Below are 4,516 nucleotides of genomic sequence, written 5' to 3'. Positions count from 1 at the left end.
GTGCATCTGGCCCGGGCCGCGCCCATCCGGCCTGGGTGTGCCCCGCCCGCAGCCACCCGGGCCAGATGCACCCCGGCCGCAGCCGCCCGGGGCTGGCGAGCCTCGCCCAGGTGGTCCCCGGCCGGGGCCGCCGCCCGGCGCGCCCGGCCGGGGACCGGCGTGACCGGGACGAGGCGTCCTGTCGTGGCTCGCCGGACACGGTTGGACCGTGAGCTTGTCCGGCGCGGGCTGGTGCGCTCCCGTGAGCAGGCCGGCGAGGCGATCGTGGGGGGACGGGTCCGGGTGGCCGGGCGGCCGGCGACCAAACCCGCCACGGTCGTCGACGACATGACACCCATTGTGATCGTCGCCGGTGACGATCCCGGCTACGTCTCGCGGGGTGCCCACAAGCTGCTCGCGGCCCTGTCCGCCTTCGGTGGGAATGCCGCCAGCCAGCAGGCCGCCGGAGGCGGCGGTGTGGGCCGGCTGTGGGTGGCCGGGCGGCGCTGCCTGGACGCCGGGGCGTCCACCGGTGGTTTCACCGACCTCCTGCTGCGCCACGACGCCGCCGAGGTCGTGGCGGTCGACGTCGGGTACGGCCAGCTGGCCTGGCAGCTGCGCAACGACCCCAGGGTCACCGTCCTCGAGCGCACCAACGTCCGTTTCCTCACCGCCGAGGCGATCGGTGGGCCGGTCGACCTGGTCGTGGCCGACCTGTCGTTCATCTCGTTGCGGCTGGTGCTGCCGGCGCTGCGGGCCTGCGCCCGACCGGCGGCCGACTTCGTCGTCCTGGTCAAGCCGCAGTTCGAGGTCGGGCGCGCGGACCTCGGGCCGGGCGGGGTGGTGCGCGACGTGGCCCTGCACGCCCGCGCCGTGTGGGATGTCGCGCAGGCCGCGGCCGAACTGTCGCTGGGCGTGCGTGGCGTCGTCGCAAGTCCCCTGCCAGGACCGGCGGGCAACGTGGAGTACCTGCTGTGGCTCGTCGGGGACGCTCCGCCCATGCCGCCGCCGCGGCTGACCGAGGCGATCGCCGCCGCGATCGCGGCCGGCCCGGCCGGCGGCCGCGCCGCTTCCGCCCCCAACGCTGATCTTGCCTCCAACGCTGCTCCTGTCTCCGGTACCGGTTCTGTCCCTACCGTCGATTCCGTCTCCACCGCCTGTCCTGGTTCCGATTCCGAGCCGTCCACCGAGCGTGACGAGGGTCGTCGATGAGCCGGAAAGCCCAGTGAGCCGGGAAGTCCTGGTGGTCACCCACCCACGCCGTTCGGTCGTCCGGGAGATCGCCCAGCGGGTGCTGGACCAGTTCGTCGCCGCCGGGGTCGCCCCGCGGGTGCTGCGGGACGAGGCCGAACTGCTCGACCTGCGCTGCGACAACGTGGTCCCGCCCGATGACGCCGCCGCGTTCGGGGTCGAACTGGTCCTCGTGCTCGGCGGGGACGGCAGCCTGCTGCGCGGGGCGGAGTTCGCGCGCACCGCCGACGCGCCCCTGCTCGGCGTCAATCTCGGCCATGTCGGTTTCCTCGCCGAAGCCGAGCCGGATGCGCTGGAGTCCACGGTCGATCATGTCGTCCGCAAGGACTACCAGGTCGAGGAGCGGATGACCGTCGACGTGGCGGTCCGTCACCGCGGCAAGCTGGTCTACGAGGGCTGGGCGCTCAACGAGATGTCGCTGGAGAAGGTCGACCGCGCCCGGATGCTCGAGTGCGTCGTCGAGGTCGACAACCGCCCGCTGTCCCGGTGGGGGTGCGACGGCATGATCTGTTCGACCCCGACCGGGTCGACGGCGTACGCGTTCTCGGTCGGCGGCCCGGTGATGTGGCCGGGTGTCGAGGCCCTGCTGGTCGCGCCGATCAGCGCCCACGCCCTGTTCGCGCGTCCGCTGGTGCTGGCCCCGACGTCGTCGGTCGCGATCGAGGTGCTGCCCGCCACGCCGGCCGTGCTGTCCTGCGACGGCCGGCGGTCGGTGGACGTCGAGGCGTTCTCCCGGGTGGAGGTCGTGCGGGGACGCCGTTCGGTGCGGCTCGCCGTGGTGCGCCCGCGCCCCTTCACCGACCGGCTGGTCGCGAAGTTCGATCTCCCGGTGGCCGGCTGGCGGGGACGCGGCGGTCGATGAACAGCGGCCGGTGAGCACGGTGGGCGCGGCGTGGCCACCCGCGCCGGCGGTGTGTTGGCCGGCCGGCCGGCGGAGTGGACGCCGCACCCCATAGAGTCACGTTTGTGCTCGAGGAGGTTCGCATCCGCGGGCTCGGGGTCATCGACGACGCCGTGCTCGAGCTGGCGCCCGGCCTGACCGTGGTCAGCGGCGAGACCGGAGCCGGCAAGACCATGATTGTCCAGGGGCTCGGGCTGCTCACCGGCGGGCGCGCGGACGCCGGTCTGGTGCGCCCCGGCGCGGTGCGGGCCTTCGTCGACGGACGGCTGATCGTCTCGCCGGACGGCCCGGTGGCCGAACGGGTCCGCGACGCCGGTGGCGAGTGCGACGAGGACGGTCTTCTCCTCGGGCGGACGCTGACGGCCGAGGGTCGCTCCCGCGCGCACGTCGGGGGACGGGCGGTGCCCGCCAGCGTCCTCGCCGAGGTCACCGACGGGCTGATCGCCATCCACGGCCAGTCCGACCAGCAGCGGCTGCTGCGCACCGGGGAGCAGCGCGCCGCCCTCGACCGGTTCGCCGGCGACGCCGTCGCCCAGCCCCTGGCCGCCTACGCCACCGCCTACACCCGGCTGCGCACGGTCTCCGCCCGGCTCGCCGAGATCACCGGTCGGGCCCGGGAGCGCGCCGCCGAGGCCGAGCTGCTGCGGACCGGGCTCGCCGAGATCGAGAAGGTCGATCCCCGTCCCGGGGAGGACGCCGCGCTCGACGCCGAACTGCGCCGGCTGGAGCATGCCGAGACGCTGGCGCAGGCCGCCAGCGGCGCCCACGCCGTGCTGGTGTCCGACCCCGCCACCGGCGACAGCGTGCCAGGCGCCACCGACCTGGTGGGGACCGCCCACCGCATGGTCGCGGCGGAGGCGTCCCTCGACCCGGCCCTGTCCGAGCTGGCCGACCGTCTGCACGAGGCCGGGATGCTGCTCGCGGACGTCGCCGCGGACCTCGCCTCCTACGCCGCCGGGATCGACTCCGACCCGCTTCGGCTCACCGCCGCCGCGGACCGCCGGGCGGCGCTGTCGGCCCTTGCTCGCGCCCACGGCACCGACCTGTCCGGCGTCCTGGAATGGGCTGACCAGGCCGGGCGCCGCCTGCTCGAGCTCGACTCCGACGAGGATCAGGTCGGCGTGTGGGCGTCCGAACGCGACCAGCTGGTCGCCGAGCTCGCCGGGCTCGCCGGGCGGATCAGCGCTGCCCGCGGGGACGCGGCGGAGAAGTTCGCCGAGGCGGTCGTGGCCGAGCTTACCGGCCTGGCGATGCCGCGGGCCAAGGTCGAGGCGGTCGTCACGCAGCGTCCCGACCCGGCCGGCCTCCCCGTGGCCGGGCAGGTGCTCGCCTACGGCCCCACCGGGGTGGACGAGGTGGAGCTGCGGCTCACACCGCATCCCGGGGCGCCGTCACGGCCGGTGCACAAGGGGGCGTCCGGGGGTGAGCTCTCCAGGGTGATGCTCGCCATCGAGGTCGTTCTCGCCGCTGGCGACGTCGCCACGACGATGGTCTTCGACGAGGTCGACTCCGGTGTCGGTGGGCGGGCCGCGGTCGAGGTCGGGCGCCGCCTCGCCCGGCTGGCACGCACACACCAGGTGATCTGCATCACCCATCTGCCCCAGGTGGCGGCCTTCGCCGACCGCCATCTGGTGATCAACAAGGCCGACGACGGCTCGGTGACCCGCAGTGGGGTGACAACCCTCGACGACACCGGTCGGGTCCGCGAGCTCTCCCGGATGCTCGCCGGCGTCGAGGAGAGCACGCTCGCCCGCGGCCACGCCGAGGAACTGCTGGCCAACGCCGCCGCCGACAAGGCCGACATCCCCTGACCACATCGCTGGGTTCTGTGATTGCTACGGGTGGTGGCAACAACAGTCGTATGGCAGATGGCCCCGCCGCCGAGCCGCACCGAGTGTGTGATCAAGCACGGTGACTCCGTCCCGGAAGACCTCGTCCCGCGGGCCGACGCGCGCACCGGGCCTCGCAGATTCTCTGATGCAGCCGCCAGGGCTGGCGCACGCCGGGTCCACGCGCGGCAACTACGGGAGATCATCGAAGAGTACGAGCGAGAGCGCGGCCCACTCGACATCGACGGCGTCCAGGACGCGCTGACGGAATGGCCCGACATCTAGGGTGTTTCCCGTGGATCTTCACTCGCGCGGATCGGCGCCCAGATGGCCACCTCCCGCATCGACCAACATCCGTCAGACACGCCCTGACGGGAGCGGAAGCTGTAGGTGGAAACCGTCGTCATCGCAGCGCTTTCCACCTACGGCTTCCGCGTCCGTAGGTGGTTTTCGTCGTCATGGTGACGTTTTCTGCCTACGGGCCAGGCGCTCACCGCAGCCGGCTACGCGGGTGAGGCCGCAGCGAGCGGGACGTTCGGGGTAGGGGCGTCCAGCG

General features: G+C 73.7%; 4 protein-coding genes and 1 pseudogene. All 5 read left to right on the top strand.

Annotation, left to right across the window (positions count from 1 at the left end; genetic code table 11):
- Positions 1-212 (top strand): annotated as a pseudogene (locus CM1CMNOD_RS22500) (hypothetical protein); the annotation flags it as partial.
- Positions 184-1,191 (top strand): TlyA family RNA methyltransferase, encoded by a 1,008-nt coding sequence (locus CM1CMNOD_RS15025; protein ID WP_013874452.1) that lies wholly within the window; start codon positions 184-186, stop codon positions 1,189-1,191. The pseudogene CM1CMNOD_RS22500 and the gene CM1CMNOD_RS15025, both read left to right, overlap by 29 nt.
- A gap of 13 nt (positions 1,192-1,204) precedes the next feature.
- The gene (locus CM1CMNOD_RS15020) at positions 1,205-2,092 is read left to right on the top strand and encodes an NAD kinase (protein ID WP_013874451.1); all 888 of its coding nucleotides are present in this window, start codon (positions 1,205-1,207) and stop codon (positions 2,090-2,092) included.
- A 104-nt stretch (positions 2,093-2,196) separates the two neighbouring features.
- Positions 2,197-3,942, top strand: coding sequence for a DNA repair protein RecN (gene recN / locus CM1CMNOD_RS15015; RefSeq protein WP_013874450.1), 1,746 nt, complete (start codon positions 2,197-2,199; stop codon positions 3,940-3,942).
- An 87-nt stretch (positions 3,943-4,029) separates the two neighbouring features.
- Entirely contained in the window at positions 4,030-4,245 is a 216-nt protein-coding gene (locus CM1CMNOD_RS15010; RefSeq protein ID WP_043603806.1) for a hypothetical protein, read from the top strand.
- Positions 4,246-4,516 lie beyond the last annotated feature (271 nt).

Source organism: Protofrankia symbiont of Coriaria myrtifolia (assembly GCF_900634755.1).
Lineage (GTDB): Bacteria > Actinomycetota > Actinomycetes > Frankiales > Frankiaceae > Protofrankia > Protofrankia coriariae.
Note: the sequence above shows the minus strand (reverse complement) of the source record. Positions and strands in the feature narration are given on the sequence as shown.